This is a genomic window from Hyphococcus sp., from assembly GCF_041986965.1.
GTDB lineage: Bacteria > Pseudomonadota > Alphaproteobacteria > Caulobacterales > Parvularculaceae > Hyphococcus.
The window spans coordinates 786160-799507 of record NZ_JBHIXB010000001.1; the positions used below are offsets into that span (position 1 = coordinate 786160).

The following is a 13348-nucleotide window of genomic DNA, read 5'->3' on the forward strand; positions in this document are numbered from 1 at the left end:
AGACTAGCTTTGCTTTAGGGAAATCATTCGCTGGGGATGTACGCGCGCGGGGCGGTTATTTCAACATCCGGGAGAGGACTTCCGCCGTATAGTCCACAATCGGGACGACCCGGGCGTAATTAAGCCTGGTGGGCCCGATGACCCCCAGAACGCCAACGATTTTGCGGTTTTCGTCGCGATAGGGGGCGGTGATCACCGAGGAGCCGGAAAGCGAGAAAAGCCGGTTTTCCGAGCCGATAAAGACTTTCACGCCTTCGCCGTCCCGGGCCGCCGTGAGGAGATCGATGACGTCGCGTTTTTTCTCGAGGTCGTCGAGGAGCATGCGGACGCGCTCTATATCCTGCGCCGCCTCGTCGAGCAGGTGCCCGCGCCCGCGCACGATCAGCTGCCAATTCTCCTCGCCGGCGATATCGGCGACGCCGTCGCGCACAAGGCGCGAGGTCAGCTCGTCCAGTTCGGCGCGGTTCGATGCGATTTCATCGAGAATGCTCGACCGGGTTTCGCCCAGGCTACGTCCGCGAAGCCGGGCGTTGAGATAATTGCCGGCGGCGACCAGCGCCGAAGCGGGCAGATCGTCGGGCGCCTCGATGATGCGGTTTTCAACGCGGCCATCCTCGAACACCATCACGACAAGCGCCTTGCCGGGCCCGGTGCGCACGAACTCGATCTGGCGCAGGGGCGCGTCGGCTTTTTGCGTGACAATAAGGCTCGCCGTATTGGTGAGGCCGGCAAGGCGCGTCGCGGCGGCTTCGAGCGGGCTTTCCGGCGCATCGGCCTTGGCTTCATATTCGATCGCCCGCCGTTCCTCCGGCGTCAGATCGCCAACCTGCATCAGCCCGTCGACGAATAGTCTCAGACCAAGTTCGGTCGGCAGGCGCCCGGCGGAAATATGGGGCGCATGAAGAAGACCCATATCGGTGAGATCCGCCATGACGTTGCGCACGGTCGCCGCGGAGACGGCGATCTTGGTGTCATTGCTCAGGACGCGCGACCCCACGGGCTCGCCAGTGGTGAGATAGGTCTCGACCAGACGGCGAAAGATTTCGCGCGAGCGTTCGTCAATATCATTCAAAACGGACATGGGTCTTGGCTCTGCTCTTCCGGGACCGGCAGGAGAAAATAAGCCGCTTGGCCCCAAGGACAAGGGGTAGCAACGGGGCGCTAAAAGGGGGCAGCGAAAAGGCCCGGCTCGACAGCGAGAGGCCGGAGGGTCTAGGAAGGCGCGCCCCAGTCGGCAAACAGTCAGTTACGGAGCCCCATGATGAGACCTTCCGGCCGCGCCTTTAACGAGCTTCGCCCCGTGTCCCTTGAAACCGGCGTCGCCAAACACGCCGAAGGCTCCTGCCTGGTCAAATTCGGGGACACCCATGTGCTGTGCACCGCAAGCTGGGATGAAACCACGCCGCCCTGGCTCCGGGGCGGCGGCCGCGGCTGGGTGACGGCGGAATATGGCATGCTGCCGCGCTCCACGGGCGAGCGCATGCGCCGCGAAGCGAAAAACGGTCAATCCGGCCGGACACAGGAAATCCAGCGCCTGATCGGCCGGTCGCTGCGCGCCGTCATCGATCTCAAAGCCCTTGGCGAGCGCCAGATCCTGATCGACTGCGACGTCATTCAGGCTGACGGCGGCACCCGCACCGCCTCCATCACCGGCGCCTGGATCGCCATGAACCGAGCGTGTGAATGGGCGGTCAGCCAGGGGATTATCAAAGCCAGTCCGGTGCGCGACAGGGTGGCGGCGATATCCTGCGGTTTGGTGGCCGGCGCGCCGGCGCTCGATCTCGATTATGACGAGGATTCAACAGCGCAGGCTGACGCCAATTTCGTGATTACCGGTAAGGGCGGTCTGGTTGAAGTGCAGGCGACGGCGGAAGGCGATCCGTTTACGGATGACCAGTTCGCCGCCTTGCTCGCGCTTGCGAAGGCGGGCTGCACGGAGCTTTCGGTGAAGCAGGCGGAGATCGCAGACTAAATCCGGCGCAGTTGCGCCGTTAATCGAAGCTGATAGACTCGACCCTGTCCCGTTCCTTTTTCTGAAAGAGCCGATGCAAGACCCGCAACCGGTAGAGGATGCCGCGCCGCAGCCTCAAGAAGCGGCGCCGGAGCCGCCGCAAGATGCACCCGCTTCCGAGGCGCCGGTCTCAGACCCGCAGGGCGATGAATCGGTGCTGGAAGGCGGCGTCCAAACCATTCGCGAGCGGCTTGAAGGATTTTGGGACGGGCTTCAGAGCAACATGCTCACCGTGGGCGTCGCCATTGAGGCGGCGATCCTCATTGCGGCGATCATGCCGGCGGCGTTTTTCGGACCGCGTCTCAGGAAACTGATTCAGACCCAGGTCGCGCCGCGTGCGCCCTATGGCATATTACGGCGGGCCGCCAACGCCTTCGCCCATCTTGCAACGCCGATCGCGTTATATATCTTTTTGCAGATCGCCGTTGTCGGCCTTCAAACCGCCGGAAGCTCTACGGGGCTGATCTCGGCTGCGGTCAGCCTTCTGGCCGCCTGGATCATCGTGCGGCTGGTGACGCTCGTCATCCGCTCGCCTTTCTGGTCGCGGGTCGCCTTTTACGTGATCTGGCCTATCGCTGCGCTCGACGCTTTCGGCGTGCTGGACGATTTGGTGCGCCAGCTGCAGGCGTTTTCCATTCCCATCGGCGAAGATGAGAATGGCGTTGCGCAGACATTTTCCGCGCTCGACTTTTTACGCACCATCGCTGTGTTTGGCGTTCTCTTCTGGGGCGCGCGTTTCCTCAATCATCTGATTCAGGGCCGCATCAACGCCATTGACGAGCTGACGGTCTCTTTCAAGGCGCTGCTGTCGAAAATTCTCGACGTGCTGTTGCCGGTCGTCGCGCTGGTGGCGGCGTTGCAGATTGTCGGCTTTCCGTTTGCAACGCTGGCGATCTTTGGCGGCGCCGTCGGCCTCGGCATCGGTCTCGGCATGCAGCGCACCGTGTCGAATTTCTTCGCCGGCTTCACGCTGATCGCGGATAAATCGATTAAACCCGGCGATGTTATCGAAATTGAGGATTCCTATGGCTGGGTGACGGCCATGAATGCGCGCTATGTGACCTTGAGGACCCGGGACGGCACGTCCCATCTCGTGCCAAACGACAAGTTCATCGAGGAAGGCGTCGTCAACTGGTCTCATGATGATCGCGTGGTGCGCCTGCATGCGCCGTTCGGGGTTTCCTATGATACGCGCGATGTGCGCGGGCTCGCCCGCGCCGCCGAAGCACGCGCGTTGACCATCGACCGGGTTCTGAAAAATCCTTCGCCGCGCTGCAACCTCATGGAGTTCGGGGACAGCTCCATCAATTTCGATTTGCGGTTCTGGATCAACGATCCGGCGAACGGATCGGCCAATGTGCGCTCCGACGTGATGATGGCGATCTGGGATATGCTTCACGAAATGGATATCGAAGTGCCCTTCCCGCAGCGCGACATTCACATCAAATCCGCGCCCGACGGGGTGAAAGCCGTCTCCGAAACCAGGGCCGAGGCCGCCTCAAACTCTCGTGAGGACTGATTTCGCCGCAGGCGAACGCCGTTGCGGCTATAGCGGTTGAAAGACTATATTGGTGACTGGGGGCGAGTTACTCGCCAATTGGGCTGTCACGCCGGGAGATACGCCATGTTTCGATTGATCACCACGGGCGCGCTTGCGCTACTCGTTGCCGCCTGCGCGACGGCGACGCCATATGGGCCGGCCTCGCAAGGGGGCGGTTACGGCTTTTCCGACCAGCGCATTGAAGACAACCGCTACCGCATCACCTTCCGCGGCAACTCGGTCACCGCGCGCGAGACTGTTGAGAATGCGCTTCTTTATCGCGCCGCAGAGCTCACCGTCGATCTCGGCTATGACTATTTCATCGCGGTCGAAAACGACACGGAAGCGAGCACGAGCTATCGCACCACGACCGAGCCGGCCTTTTATGGCCGCTACGGCTATGGTCATCCGTTCTACCGGCCCTATTACGGCTTTCCCTATTATGCTTATGGCTTTGGCTGGGGCGCGCCCTATGACAGCTATACGCGCGAAGTGACGCGCTATTCCGCGGTCACTTTTGTCGTCATGTATCAGGGTGAAAAGCCCGCCGACAATCCGAACGCATTCAACGCCAGAGAAGTGATGAACAATCTCGGGCCTTACGTTCTCGGGCCCGCGAACTGACGTTCGGATAAATAGCGGTTTGTTTTAGACGGCGCGAAGAACCGGCTTTTGTTCTTCCGCTGTCTCCGCAGCAGCGCCTTCATAGACCACCACGAAACCGCGCGGCGTATGGCGCACAATGACGCCGCGGCGCCGTCCGACATGGATGGAAGACCCGATCGGCGGGCGGCGGCGGGCGTCCACGGAAACGCCGTTCACGGACGTATCCACAATCGTTACAAACAGGGACGTGCCGTCCGCAAGGCGGCAGGAGGCGCGCGAGCCGTTGTCGCGATGGCGCAGCGTTGAGCGACGGTCGCCGAGCCCATCCGCAAATTCCGGATTGGCCTTCAGCATCAGTTGCTCGATCAACAGATTGCGGCGGCGCTTGGACAAAAGGAACGAGGTCGCAAAACCGTCCGGAAAAGTCCGCGCGACCGTACTCTCGATGACGTCGAGGCCGTCAATATGAATGACGGCGGCGTCGCCCACGACCACTTTTGCTTCGGTAATCAGCGCCATATCGCCGGGGGAGATATTGAGGAGGCGGCCCTCAAACTCGTCCGTGGCGTTAATCACAATGCGCGCCGGCAGATTGAGGCTGATCCGCTGATAGCGCCGTGCGTCATTCTTAAACATCGTAAAGTTGTCCCGAATTGCCTGTTTGCTCCGCCTCGTTGCAAATTAGCGGCCAGCCCCAAAACCTTTTCTAATGCGTAAGCTCCAATTTTATTCATCCCGCCAAAGCCTCGCTTCGTCGGACCGCGGTTTGCAGCCAGGCCAGACGCTTATATGGTTAAAGCATTGATTTTCCCCCGGACCTGTGGAGCTTCACGACATGATGAACAAATTTTCCTGCGCCGCCGCGGCCCTTCTCGCCATGAGTTCGGCCGCCGCCGCTGAAGAGGCGGACCCCTATCTCTGGCTGGAGAATGTCGAGGGCGAAAAGGCGCTCGACTGGGTGCGCGGGCAGAATAAGCGCTCCCTTGAGGAGCTCGAAAACGATCCCCGCTTCGAGGCGATGTATCAGGAAGCGTTGTCTGTGATGACCTCGGATGCGCGTCTGGCACTGGGGCAGGTTCATCACGGCCAGGTCTATAATTTCTGGCAGGGCGACAATCACAAGCGCGGACTGTGGCGCCGGGCGAGCGTTGAAAGCTATCGCGCGGGTGAGCCGGAATGGGAAACCGTGCTCGACTATGATGCGCTCGCCGCCGCTGAAGATCGCAACTGGATCCGCGGCGGCGTTGCCTGCCTGTCGCCGGACTATGTTCATTGCATGGTGGAGCTTTCCGACGGCGGCAAGGACGCCGGCTATTGGCGAGAGTTCAACACTGAAGAGAAAGCCTTTGTCGAAGGCGGCTTCGCGCTGGACGAAGCGAAATCCAATGTGACCTGGCTTGATGAAGACACGCTCCTGATCGGCACCGATACGGGCGAGGGATCGCTTACCTCATCTGGCTATCCGCGCACGGTCCAGCGTTTTGACCGCAGCGCTTCTGTTTCTGACGCGCCGGTGATTTTTGAGGGAGATGAAGCAGACGTCGGCACGTTCGCCATTGTGGAGCATGAAGACGATGCGACGCATGTTATCCTTAGCCAGAATGTGACCTTCTTTGAATCCGAATATTATTATGCACCGGGTACGGAAGGTTTTGAAAAACTTCCCCTGCCGCTGAACGCAGATTATCAAGGAGTCCTTGACGGACAGGCGATTTTCTTTCTGCGCGAAGGCTGGGAGCATGAGGGAGAAAGCTTCGCTCAGGGCGCTGTCGTGGCTTACGGCCTTGCAGACGGTTCTGTCGAAACGGTTTTCGAGGCGTCAGACAATCAGTCTGTCGAGGATGTGGAAATCGGCAAGTCAAACATCATTATCCAGTATCTCGACGATGTTTCCGGCGCGGCTGTCCGTGTTGAGCGCTCCAAAAAAGGCAAGTGGAAAGCCAAATCCATTGGGCTTCCGGAAAACGGGGTTGTCTCCATCGTCTCCGCCGGCGGCGGAACCGACGACGCCATGCTCTCTTTTGAAAGCATGACGACGCCCGACACGCTGTTCTATGTGACGGCGAAGAACAAGGTCGAAAAGATCACGGAGACGCCGGCCTTTTATGACGCGACGGGCGTTGTCGTGGAGCAACGCTTTGCGACGTCCGCTGACGGAACAAAAATTCCCTATTACATCATGGGGCTCGATTCCGTCCTGAAACAGGGCAATGCGCCGACCGTTCAGTATGGGTATGGCGGCTTCCTCGTGCCGATCCTGCCGGTCTATTATGAAGATCCGTCACGCCCTCAGCATGGCGCCCTTGCGGGGCTGATGTGGGTGAAGCGCGGCGGCGTTCTTGTACTGTCGAATATTCGCGGCGGCTCGGAATATGGACCGCGCTGGCACCAGGCGGCGCTGAAAGAAAACCGTCAGCGCGGTTTTGACGACTTCATTGCGATTTCTGAAGACCTGATCGAGACGGGGGTGACCAGTCCTGAAATGCTCGGCGCCATTGGCCGCTCCAATGGCGGCTTGTTGATGGGCGCTATGCTGACCCAGCGTCCGGACCTTTACGCGGCGATCGATATTGGCGTGCCGCTGCTCGATATGAAGCGCTATAACAAGCTTCTCGCCGGCGCCTCCTGGATGGGGGAATATGGCAATCCGGATATCGCGGAGGAATGGGCGTATATTTCCGAATATTCTCCCTACCAGCATATCAAGGCGGGCGAGCCTTACCCCAAGGTCCTGTTCTACACCTCCACCAAAGACGACCGAGTCCATCCGGGTCATGCGCGCAAGGCTGCCGCAAAGATGGCGGGTCTTGGCTATGATTTCTTCTGTTACGAGAACATCGAAGGCGGCCACGGCGGCACGGCCAATCAGGAGCAGCTTGCGCATCGCACGGCGCTTGAATGGGCCTATTTCGCCCGCATGCTGATGGGCGCAGGGGACTAAGCCCACACCGCCTGAGGGAAGGCGTCACGATAGAAAAAGCCGCCCTGTTTTGGGGCGGCTTTTTTCGCAATGTGGAATTTTGCCGAAGTGGCCGGGCGCGGCTTATGCGGCGTCTCGCCAGTTCTCGACCTGCTTTTCGGCTTCTTCACGGGCGATCCCGTATTTTTCCTGGATCTTGCCGACAAGCTTGTCCTGATTGCCTTCGATTTCGGCCAGTTCATCGTCAGTGAGCTTGCCCCACTGCGCTTTCGCCGAGCCCTTGAGCTGGTTCCATTTGCCTTTCAGTTCATCCGAATTCATGATGAGCGCTCCTTTCCTGTTGCTCATCAATCGAACACACAATCTGCGCGCATCGTTCCCTTTTTACGGGAAACAGGCCTAAAGTTGCGCGTGCATGAAATGGAGGGCGCATGTCCTGGTGGTTTGGCGTAAAGCTCTGGAAGCGGGTTTTTCTGGGGCTTATCCTTGGCGTGATTTTCGGTCTCGCCGTGTCGCAAACGATGGCGCCCGAGGCCGGTGAAAACCTGCTGACGGAAATCAAGATCGTCGGCGACATTTTTATCGCCGCCATTCGCCTTGTCATTATTCCCCTGATCTTTTTCACGCTGATCGCCGGGGTCCTGGCGTTGGGCGATCCCAAAAAACTCGGCACCATCGGTCTCAAGACCCTCGTGCTTTATTTGCTGACGACATTCTTCGCCAACATCATCGGCCTCGCCATGGGCACGATCTTTCGCCCGGGAAGGGGCGTCGAGCTTGGTGAAGCAGAGCCCCGGGTGATCAGCGCCGAGGCCGGAGGGTTTTTGGAACGCATCGTGGGCATGGCGACAAAAAACCCGTTCGAAAAGATCATGGCGGGCGAACCGATGACGCTTGTTATCGCTGCGATGCTCATTCTTGCGGCGATTTGGCTGACCCGCCGGGTTGAGGAAGGCGGCGTCAAGCGTCCCGTGGTGGCGGCGATTTTCGCTGCGCTGTTTGCGCTCGGGATCGCCATGTCGTCGATGGACATTCTTTTCCTGATTTTCGTCTCGCTTGTTATCGGCGTCGTATTTCTGTTTGAGCCGGGGGACGACGGTCCGGCTATGCGGTTTTTCACCTACGCCTCCGACAAGGTTCTCGGCGTGACCCATCTCATCATGGAGCTTGCGCCTTTTGGCGTGTTCGCCCTGATCGCCTGGGTCGCCGGGACGCGCGGACTTGAGACCTTCACGGCGATCTTCTGGCTGGTTATCGCCGTTTATCTGGGCTGCTTCATTCACATGGCGCTGGTCTATGGCGGGATCGTGAAATTTGGCCTCAAGCTCCCCTTCATCAATTTTTTCCGCGGCATTCTTGATGCGCAGATGGTGGCCTATTCGACGTCATCTTCGTCAGCGACGCTGCCGGTGACGATTTCGAACGTCACCGAAAATCTTGGTGTGAAAAAGTCGATCGCCGGCTCGGTTTTGCCGCTTGGCGCGACGATCAATATGGACGGAACCGCGCTTTATCTTGGCATTGTGGCGCTCTTCACCGCCCAGGCATTCGGCTATAGTCTGGAGCCGCATCATTACGGGCTGATTGCTTTAACGGCGGCGCTTGTTTCCATCGGCACGGCCGGGATCCCGTCAGCGTCGCTTTTCCTTCTGGCGACAGTGCTGCAAGTGTTTGACGTGACGCCAGAACATACAGCTATAATCGTCGGGTTCATTTTCCCCTTCGATCGTCTGTTGGATATGATGCGCACTGTCGTGAATGTGACCGGTGATGCAACGGTCTCTGTAACGGTCGCCAAATGGGAAGGCGAACTCGACGAAGACGTCTTCCGACAGAGAAACTCAAACTGAAAGGCACACAGGAAGCCGAGCCATGGCCAACAACATCAAGCGTTTGCGTCTCGGCTTTCTGTTCACGCCCCGCGAATTTTCGCGCCTGATCGGCGTTTATCCGGAATATTTGCCAAGGCTTGAATCCGGGGAGCGCGCGCTCACCGACGCATGGATCGACGCTGTCAGCGGCGCGCTCGGGATTGCGCCGGAAGCGGTGCTTGATCCGGATGCGGATATTCAGAAAATTGTTTCTTCGGCGCCGCGTCCGGATGTGGAGGCCGCCACAATCTGTCCGCTTTCTGCGCGCTACGCCATCCTGGCGATCGCTGCGAAAACCTGCGGATTGAAAATCGCGGAGAAAATCACCGAAGACGATCTTGCAGAATCTGTGTGCAGTCTCATTGCGTTTGTGCAAGGCGGCGCGCGCCAGTCGAGTCTGGAAAAGTCGAATCCGGAAATGTCAGGGTTGGAAAAGCCGGCGCCCGGCGTGCTTGACGAAAAAGCGGTCAGTCGTCTTTCGAAAGGTCTTCAAATAACCGCTTTAGCAATCCTTCAATCCTGCTTTGACGATCCGCCGCCGGATTTTCAAGAGCGTCTGGACGCGGCCCTTCAAGGGGCAGTGTCGATGATTGTGGCGTTTTCGCAGATCGACGAGCGCGCCCGGCCCCCGGAAATGGAATAACATTACTGCTTTCCCGTTTCGGAAAAACATCCAGTAAACGCTGGTAAAGCGTTTCCGCCCGCTTGCGGTCGTCGTCCTCCAAAAGATCCCCCGTCTCGTTTGCCCCGGCCCGTTGGATGATCAGGCATGCTTAACAAATGTGAACGCGGCAGGGAAGAGGTTTCTCCCAAGGCTCGCGGCGGAGTCGCGGGGTCTGCGTTAATTTTTTCTTAACCAAAACAGTCTCCGCGCTTAACCGCAGTTTAAGCCAGAAGTTGTCTTCTTTCTCCACCCCGGCGCAGGGCCGGCAGTGGAGAAGCCCATGAAGAATAAAGATCTGCGCAGCGAGCAAATCGCGCTGCTTCGTTTTGAAAAATCCATGAAAAAAGCCGCCGCCGACAAGGCCGCAGGCAAGCCGCTGGACAAGGCGCCGCTTATCGCGGGCGTCGCTGCGGTCACCGCCGCCGCCGCCAGCGTTGCGGACAAAATGGGCGATCCTTCGCTGATGCAATACGCTGATGCGGTGGAAAGCGCCGCCTATGCGGCGAATGACGGCAACGCCTGGCTCCTGAATCTTGCCGAGGCGGTCTCCAAAGGCCACAATGCTATCGAAGCACTCGCCCAGAAGGGGGCGTTTGTGTTCTTGCAGGCGGGCGGCACACCGAAAGAGAATCCGCCGGAGGTGATCGCATATCTGCTGATGAGTGGATTGTCGTAGCGCGATTTGGGGCGTTCCTCTTTTTCGGGGTCGCCCTATGCTACTTTTCCGGATCCCGGAATCTCAAACTGGCGTCGACGGTCATCGCCATCAACTGGATCCTGGACAACACCTTTTACGCGTTTTTGAAAAATGCGTCGGTTAATCTGATTGCGCCCGTTGCGATTCTTGGCATGGTGCTGTTCTGGCAGTTCTGGCACACCAAGAGTCTCAACGGCGCCTTCATCCATCGAACCTTTTTCATCTATTACTTTCTCTATTTCGTCATCAATAGCTGGCACCTGCTGGGCCGGTTTTTCTTCCGGGACACGCTGGCGGCGACCTATTATTTCTCGCTCGCCGCGTCGAACATCGTTTTCGGCCTGATCGTCGCCACCATGTGGGGGCTGGGCATCCTCAAGATCCTCGATAAATATTCAGATGGCGGATTGATGGGCGTTTTCGACCGCAATATCGGCAAATGGCGGAAATGGTTCTAGGCCGGGATCGGCCGCGCTTCCGGCATATCGCGTTTCGTCCCCCGCCTTGCCTTCCGGGCCCCGATCGCCTATATCCCCGCCAATTCCGGGAAAGCTTAAGTTTCCTGTCTCTGCCTGAACGACCCCCAAGCCTTAGAAAATGGGACGGGTCAGGGGAGCGCCGCCATCGGGGTAACGCCCTCATGGCGGTCAATTGCGTTTTGCGCGCGGGTTGCGTTTGGAATGAAGGCCTTGAAAGGGTTCTGACGGTTTGGATTATCGCGTCGCCTTTGCGGAAACTGAGTGGGAGCCGGCCCTTGGCGGGTCGGCCCGGCTGAAACGCGTGGCGCGCGGCGGCAAGGTCTTCCGCCTTCTTGAACTCACCCCCGCCTCTAACCATCCTGACTGGTGTGAGGCGCGCCATATGGGGTTCGTGGTCGAGGGCGATCTGGAAATCGAGTTCGCAGCTAAGACCGTCCGCTTTACCGCTGGCGATGCGATCATCATTCCCGATGGCGCCGGCGACCGCCACCGCCCGCGCGCGCTTTCCGGGCGCGCCCTGATGTTTCTTATCGAAGACGAGGCTGCTTGATGTTTGAAAGCTTAAGCGATCGGTTAGGCGCCATCTTTGAAGGCCTTCGCGGTAGAGGCGCCCTTGAGGAAAAGGACGTCAACGAAGCCCTTCGCGAAGTGCGCATCGCGCTTTTGGAGGCGGACGTCGCCCTGCCGGTCGCCAAGGACTTTGTCGGCAAGGTCAAAGAGCGCGCCATCGGCGTAGAGGTTCTGCGCTCGGTGACGCCCGGCCAGCAGGTCGTGAAGATCGTTCACGACGCCCTTGTCGACATGCTTGGCGGCGAAGAGGCGGATGGCTCGCTCTCCTTTGCGACAACGCCGCCGGCCGTGATCATGATGGTCGGCCTGCAAGGCTCCGGTAAAACCACGTCGACAGCGAAGATCGCGCTGCGGCTTCAAAAGCGCGAGAAGAAAAAGGTCCTGATGGCCTCGCTCGACACGCGCCGCCCGGCTGCGCAGGAGCAGCTTGCGATCCTCGGTGAGCAGGCTGACGTTAAAACCCTGCCCATCATCGCTGGTCAGTCCCCGCGCGATATCGCCAATCGCGCCATCGAGGCGGGCAAGCTCGGCGGCTATGACGTCGTCATGCTCGACACGGCGGGCCGGCTTTCCATCGACGAACAGTTGATGACGGAGATCGCTGACATCCATGCGGCGACGAACCCGATCGAAAGTCTGCTGGTCGTCGACGCGCTCACTGGTCAGGACGCGGTGACGACGGCGGAGAAATTCAAAGAACGTGTCGAGGTCACGGGCGTTGTCATGACCCGCATCGATGGCGATGCGCGCGGCGGCGCGGCGCTTTCCATGCGCGCGGTCACCGGCGCGCCGATCAAATTCGTCGGCGTCGGCGAGAAACTCGATGCGCTTGACGCCTTTGAACCCAAACGCATGGCCGGCCGCATTCTCGGCATGGGCGACATCGTCTCGCTCGTCGAAAAAGCGTCCGAGGAAATGGACGCCGCCAAGGCCGAAAAAGCCGCCAAGCGCATGGCCAAGGGCGAGTTCGACATGAACGATCTCGCCGACCAGTTCAAACAGATGCGCAAGATGGGCGGCATGGGCGCCATTCTCGGCATGCTGCCCGGCATGGGTAAAATGAAGAAGATGGTCGATCAGGCCGGCGGCCTCGACGACAAGGAAATCGTTCACCAGGAAGCGATCATTTCCTCCATGACGAAAGCGGAGCGCAAAAAGCCTGCGCTCATGAACGCCAAGCGTAAAAAACGCGTCGCCGCGGGCTCAGGCACCTCCGTTCAGGAAGTGAACAAGCTTTTGAAAGCCCACCGCCAGATGGCCGACATGATGAAGAAGATGGGCAAGGGCGGCATGAAAGGCCTCGCCGCGCAAATGGCCGGCATGGGCGGGGGCAACCCGTTCGGTGGGGGCGGTGGCCCCGATGCGGCCGCGCTCCTCGAACAGGCGAAAGGCGCCAAAGGCAAGCCGGGCAAGGGCGGTGATGCTCCGTCAGCGGACGATCTCGATTTCGACGCCATCGAAAAGGCGCTCTCGGGGCAGGGTCCGATGCCGCCGGGTATGGGCGGTTTGCCGGGAATGAAGAAGAAATAAGTTTTGAATCTGAAGAAGGAAAAAGAAGATGTCACTTAAAATCAGACTGGCCCGGGGCGGGGCGAAAAAGCGTCCGTTCTATTCGATCGTTGTCGCCGACTCGCGCAATCCGCGCGACGGCCGCTTCATCGAAAAGATCGGCACCTACAATCCGCTGTTGGCCAAGACAGACGAAAAGCGCGTTCAGTATAATGACGAGCGCGCCAAATACTGGCTCTCCAAAGGCGCCAAGCCGACCGATCGCGTTGCTCGTTTCTTCTCTGTGAACGGTCTCGTGAAATGGGAGCACGGCGATAATCCGAACAAAGGCAAGCCGGGCCAGAAAGCCCAGGAACGCGCTGCGGAAAAGGCTGAAAAAGAAGCCGCCGCCAATGCGCCCGCCGAAGCCCCGGCGGAAGAAGCCGCTGAGGAAGCCGCCGCCGAATAAGGCGCTGCGGCTGAATTTCCTTCGAAAAGCCCG

Annotated in this window: 14 protein-coding genes; 11 read left to right on the forward strand and 3 right to left on the reverse strand. The window is 59.3% G+C overall.

All coding sequences use genetic code 11. The features are described from left to right. Nucleotides 1–55: 55 nt before the first annotated feature. Nucleotides 56–1081 carry a heat-inducible transcriptional repressor HrcA gene (gene hrcA / locus ACFC5L_RS03920; protein ID WP_375201585.1) on the reverse strand — a complete coding sequence of 342 codons (1026 nt, stop codon included), beginning with the start codon at nucleotides 1079–1081 and terminating at the stop codon, nucleotides 56–58. Between the two features lie 180 nt (nucleotides 1082–1261). Here hrcA and rph point away from each other — a divergent pair, with 180 nt between their 5' ends. From rph to ACFC5L_RS03935, 3 genes are all read left to right on the forward strand, one after another. Then, entirely contained in the window at nucleotides 1262–1972 is a 711-nt protein-coding gene (gene rph / locus ACFC5L_RS03925) for a ribonuclease PH (protein ID WP_375202350.1), read from the forward strand. Nucleotides 1973–2045: 73 nt separating this feature from the next. Then, nucleotides 2046–3530 (forward strand): mechanosensitive ion channel family protein, encoded by a 1485-nt coding sequence (locus tag ACFC5L_RS03930; protein WP_375201584.1) that lies wholly within the window; start codon nucleotides 2046–2048, stop codon nucleotides 3528–3530. A 105-nt stretch (nucleotides 3531–3635) separates the two neighbouring features. After that, nucleotides 3636–4175, forward strand: coding sequence for a CC0125/CC1285 family lipoprotein (locus ACFC5L_RS03935; RefSeq protein ID WP_375201583.1), 540 nt, complete (start codon nucleotides 3636–3638; stop codon nucleotides 4173–4175). Between the two features lie 24 nt (nucleotides 4176–4199). On the opposite strand, the gene ACFC5L_RS03940 is transcribed toward ACFC5L_RS03935, so the two are convergent. After that, nucleotides 4200–4793, reverse strand: a complete 594-nt coding sequence (locus ACFC5L_RS03940; protein WP_375201582.1) for a PilZ domain-containing protein — start codon at nucleotides 4791–4793, stop codon at nucleotides 4200–4202. A 199-nt stretch (nucleotides 4794–4992) separates the two neighbouring features. Here ACFC5L_RS03940 and ACFC5L_RS03945 point away from each other — a divergent pair, with 199 nt between their 5' ends. Continuing rightward, a complete protein-coding gene (locus tag ACFC5L_RS03945; protein WP_375201581.1) occupies nucleotides 4993–7098 on the forward strand; it encodes a prolyl oligopeptidase family serine peptidase in 2106 nt (701 codons plus the stop codon). Nucleotides 7099–7200: 102 nt separating this feature from the next. Here ACFC5L_RS03945 and ACFC5L_RS03950 read toward each other — a convergent pair whose 3' ends face one another. Then, nucleotides 7201–7398: a CsbD family protein gene (locus ACFC5L_RS03950; RefSeq protein WP_375201580.1), complete on the reverse strand. Its 198-nt coding sequence runs from the start codon at nucleotides 7396–7398 to the stop codon at nucleotides 7201–7203. Nucleotides 7399–7508: 110 nt separating this feature from the next. Here ACFC5L_RS03950 and ACFC5L_RS03955 point away from each other — a divergent pair, with 110 nt between their 5' ends. The 7 genes from ACFC5L_RS03955 to rpsP all read left to right on the forward strand — a co-directional run bounded on the left by ACFC5L_RS03955 (nucleotide 7509) and on the right by rpsP (nucleotide 13315). Further along, the gene (locus tag ACFC5L_RS03955; RefSeq protein WP_375201579.1) at nucleotides 7509–8927 is read left to right on the forward strand and encodes a dicarboxylate/amino acid:cation symporter; all 1419 of its coding nucleotides are present in this window, start codon (nucleotides 7509–7511) and stop codon (nucleotides 8925–8927) included. A 22-nt stretch (nucleotides 8928–8949) separates the two neighbouring features. Further along, nucleotides 8950–9591 carry a helix-turn-helix domain-containing protein gene (locus ACFC5L_RS03960; protein ID WP_375201578.1) on the forward strand — a complete coding sequence of 214 codons (642 nt, stop codon included), beginning with the start codon at nucleotides 8950–8952 and terminating at the stop codon, nucleotides 9589–9591. Nucleotides 9592–9892: 301 nt separating this feature from the next. Further along, nucleotides 9893–10288, forward strand: coding sequence for a hypothetical protein (locus ACFC5L_RS03965; protein ID WP_375201577.1), 396 nt, complete (start codon nucleotides 9893–9895; stop codon nucleotides 10286–10288). 125 nt (nucleotides 10289–10413) lie between these two features. Beyond that, the gene (locus tag ACFC5L_RS03970) at nucleotides 10414–10767 is read left to right on the forward strand and encodes a hypothetical protein (protein WP_375201576.1); all 354 of its coding nucleotides are present in this window, start codon (nucleotides 10414–10416) and stop codon (nucleotides 10765–10767) included. Nucleotides 10768–11017: 250 nt separating this feature from the next. Further along, nucleotides 11018–11338, forward strand: a complete 321-nt coding sequence (locus ACFC5L_RS03975) for a cupin domain-containing protein (protein WP_375201575.1) — start codon at nucleotides 11018–11020, stop codon at nucleotides 11336–11338. Continuing rightward, entirely contained in the window at nucleotides 11338–12888 is a 1551-nt protein-coding gene (gene ffh / locus ACFC5L_RS03980; protein WP_375201574.1) for a signal recognition particle protein, read from the forward strand. The genes ACFC5L_RS03975 and ffh overlap by 1 nt, the downstream gene beginning before the upstream one ends. A gap of 28 nt (nucleotides 12889–12916) precedes the next feature. Then, nucleotides 12917–13315 (forward strand): 30S ribosomal protein S16, encoded by a 399-nt coding sequence (gene rpsP, locus ACFC5L_RS03985; RefSeq protein ID WP_375201573.1) that lies wholly within the window; start codon nucleotides 12917–12919, stop codon nucleotides 13313–13315. Nucleotides 13316–13348 lie beyond the last annotated feature (33 nt).

Excerpts from the sequence above, each read along its gene's own strand:
- hrcA (WP_375201585.1), bottom strand. The coding sequence starts at position 1,081 with ATGTCCGTTTTGAATGATATTGACGAACGCTCGCGCGAAATCTTTCGC.
- rph (WP_375202350.1), top strand. The coding sequence starts at position 1,262 with ATGAGACCTTCCGGCCGCGCCTTTAACGAGCTTCGCCCCGTGTCCCTT.
- ACFC5L_RS03930 (WP_375201584.1), top strand. The coding sequence starts at position 2,046 with ATGCAAGACCCGCAACCGGTAGAGGATGCCGCGCCGCAGCCTCAAGAA.
- ACFC5L_RS03935 (WP_375201583.1), top strand. The coding sequence starts at position 3,636 with ATGTTTCGATTGATCACCACGGGCGCGCTTGCGCTACTCGTTGCCGCC.
- ACFC5L_RS03940 (WP_375201582.1), bottom strand. The coding sequence starts at position 4,793 with ATGTTTAAGAATGACGCACGGCGCTATCAGCGGATCAGCCTCAATCTG.
- ACFC5L_RS03945 (WP_375201581.1), top strand. The coding sequence starts at position 4,993 with ATGATGAACAAATTTTCCTGCGCCGCCGCGGCCCTTCTCGCCATGAGT.
- ACFC5L_RS03950 (WP_375201580.1), bottom strand. The coding sequence starts at position 7,398 with ATGAATTCGGATGAACTGAAAGGCAAATGGAACCAGCTCAAGGGCTCG.
- ACFC5L_RS03955 (WP_375201579.1), top strand. The coding sequence starts at position 7,509 with ATGTCCTGGTGGTTTGGCGTAAAGCTCTGGAAGCGGGTTTTTCTGGGG.
- ACFC5L_RS03960 (WP_375201578.1), top strand. The coding sequence starts at position 8,950 with ATGGCCAACAACATCAAGCGTTTGCGTCTCGGCTTTCTGTTCACGCCC.
- ACFC5L_RS03965 (WP_375201577.1), top strand. The coding sequence starts at position 9,893 with ATGAAGAATAAAGATCTGCGCAGCGAGCAAATCGCGCTGCTTCGTTTT.
- ffh (WP_375201574.1), top strand. The coding sequence starts at position 11,338 with ATGTTTGAAAGCTTAAGCGATCGGTTAGGCGCCATCTTTGAAGGCCTT.
- rpsP (WP_375201573.1), top strand. The coding sequence starts at position 12,917 with ATGTCACTTAAAATCAGACTGGCCCGGGGCGGGGCGAAAAAGCGTCCG.